We start from the raw sequence: 2,319 nt of genomic DNA on the forward strand, positions 1-2,319 counted from the left end.
GAGCGATTCCCGCAAAATCAGGCTAGGCTCCTCAAGGATAGAAGGAGCTTTGAATGACCCAGCGCATCACCAAGGTACTGATCGCCAACCGTGGTGAGATTGCCGTTCGCATCGTTCGCGCCGCACGGGACGAGGGCATTGCCTCGGTCGCCGTCTACGCGGATCCGGACCGGGATGCCCTGCATGTCCGGCTGGCAGACGAAGCCTACGCGCTGGGCGGCAGCACCGCTGCCGAGTCCTACCTGGTGATGGACAAGCTCCTGCAGGTAGCAGAGGCTGCCGGTGCCGACGCCGTCCACCCCGGCTATGGCTTCCTCTCCGAAAACGCAGACTTCGCCCAGCGGGTCATCGACGCGGGGCTGACCTGGATTGGCCCCTCCCCCGACGCCATCTCCCAACTGGGCGACAAAGTCCAGGCCCGGCATATCGCCGAACGGGTAGGCGCGCCCCTGGTCCCCGGCACGCCCGATCCGGTGGGCAGCGTGCAGGAGGTCCTGGACTTCGCCGACACGCACGGCCTGCCGCTGGCCATCAAAGCGGCCTACGGCGGCGGCGGCCGCGGCATCAAGGTGGTCCGCGACCGCGGCGACATCCCCGAGTCCTACGAATCAGCGGTGCGCGAGGCCACGGCGGCGTTCGGCAGGGGCGAATGCTTTGTGGAGCGTTTCCTGGACTCTCCCCGGCACGTGGAAACCCAGTGCCTTGCCGATGCCCATGGCAACGTGGTGGTCATATCCACCCGGGACTGCTCGCTGCAGCGCCGCAACCAAAAACTCGTGGAGGAGGCCCCGGCCCCCTTCCTCTCGGCGGAGCAGAATCAACGCCTCTACGAAGCGTCCAAGGCCATCCTGCGCGAAGCCAATTACCAGGGCGCCGGCACCTGTGAATTCCTGGTCGGCCAAGACGGCACTATCTCCTTCCTGGAGGTCAACACCCGCCTGCAGGTGGAGCACCCCGTTTCAGAGGAAGTCACCGGCATCGACCTGGTCCGGGAACAGTTCCGCCTGGCCCGCGGCGAAGAACTTGGCTATGGCGACCCGGAAGTGCGCGGCCACTCGTTCGAGTTCCGTATTAACGGCGAGGACGCCGGCCGCAACTTCATGCCGGCCCCCGGCACCGTCGAAACCCTGCGCCTGCCCACGGGCCCCGGCGTCCGCGTGGATTCCGGCATAGAAGCCGGTGAAGTCATTGGCGGCAATTTCGACTCGATGCTGGCCAAATTGATTGTTACCGGAAGCACCCGTACGCAGGCGCTGGAGCGCGCGCGGCGGGCACTGGACGAGATGGAGATCGGCGGAATGCCCACCGTCCTGCCGTTCCACCGGGCTGCAGTGGCCGACCCGGCGTTCGCTCCGGCGGAGGGGGCCTTCAGCGTCCACACCCGCTGGATCGAAACCGAATTCGTCAATGACATACCGGCGTTCCAGTCCGCCCCGGCGGCTGCCCCTGAGGATGAGAGCGAACGCCAGCGGGTCACTGTCGAAGTCGGGGGCAAGCGGCTCGAAGTCGTGCTCCCGGCAGGCTTGGGCGGCCTGTCCGGGCCGCCGGCTAAGTCAAACGGCAAGTCTAAGCGCAGCCGGGGACGTTCCGGTTCGGCCGCCGGCGCGCCTGCCAGCGGCGACGCGTTGGCTTCGCCGATGCAAGGCACGATCGTCAAGGTGGCGGTCTCCGAGGGCGACGCCGTCGCAGAAGGTGATCTCGTCGTCGTGCTGGAAGCGATGAAGATGGAGCAGCCGCTCACGGCCCATAAGTCCGGGACGATTTCCGGGCTGACCGCCAAGCCCGGTGACACGGTTTCCGCCGGTGCCGTGCTGGCCACCATCGCCGACTAAGGGCGCTTTTTGAGGCCGAACTGTATCACTCGTTGTAGTTCTGTCACGTTTTAGGTACTAAGTGGGCGTGGGAACTTACTAAGCACGCTGTCCATGCGGTAGCGTGATGCTTACAAGGAGCAGCAACCCGGTCTGACCGGGAGAAATGAAGTATCACCTACCAAAGGAGATGCACCTGATGAACTTCCTAGCTTTCCTCTTACTTGGACTTATTGCCGGCGCCATCGCAAAGTTGATCCTTCCCGGACGGCAGGGCGGCGGCTGGATTGCCACACTGGTCCTCGGTGTCATCGGCGCCCTCCTGGGTGGCTGGATCGGCGGTGCCGTGGCAGGTGTCGATATGAACGAATTCTTTAGCCTCGCATCGTGGATCTGGGCTATTATTGGCGCCCTGATCGTGCTGGTGATCTGGGGCTTCATCACGAAGAGGAGGAGTACAACAGCCTAACTTTGGCCGTTAGAACTGCTCCTTAAGCAGTACGGGCCC

At 64.4% G+C, this 2,319-nt stretch carries 2 protein-coding genes; both read left to right on the forward strand.

What is annotated here, in order from left to right:
• Positions 1 to 53 precede the first annotated feature (53 nt).
• A complete protein-coding gene (locus tag AC5RWT_RS36660) occupies positions 54 to 1,832 on the forward strand; it encodes an acetyl/propionyl/methylcrotonyl-CoA carboxylase subunit alpha (protein WP_494084506.1) in 1,779 nt (592 codons plus the stop codon).
• 178 nt (positions 1,833 to 2,010) lie between these two features.
• The gene (locus AC5RWT_RS36665) at positions 2,011 to 2,280 is read left to right on the forward strand and encodes a GlsB/YeaQ/YmgE family stress response membrane protein (RefSeq protein ID WP_493968226.1); all 270 of its coding nucleotides are present in this window, start codon (positions 2,011 to 2,013) and stop codon (positions 2,278 to 2,280) included.
• Positions 2,281 to 2,319: the final 39 nt, after the last annotated feature.

The sequence above is a fragment of the Arthrobacter sp. Dra40 genome (assembly GCF_059091905.1).

Bases quoted from the DNA above. Each gene is read 5' to 3' on its own strand.
- AC5RWT_RS36665 (WP_493968226.1), top strand. From the start codon at position 2,011: ATGAACTTCCTAGCTTTCCTCTTACTTGGACTTATTGCCGGCGCCATC.
- AC5RWT_RS36660 (WP_494084506.1), top strand. From the start codon at position 54: ATGACCCAGCGCATCACCAAGGTACTGATCGCCAACCGTGGTGAGATT.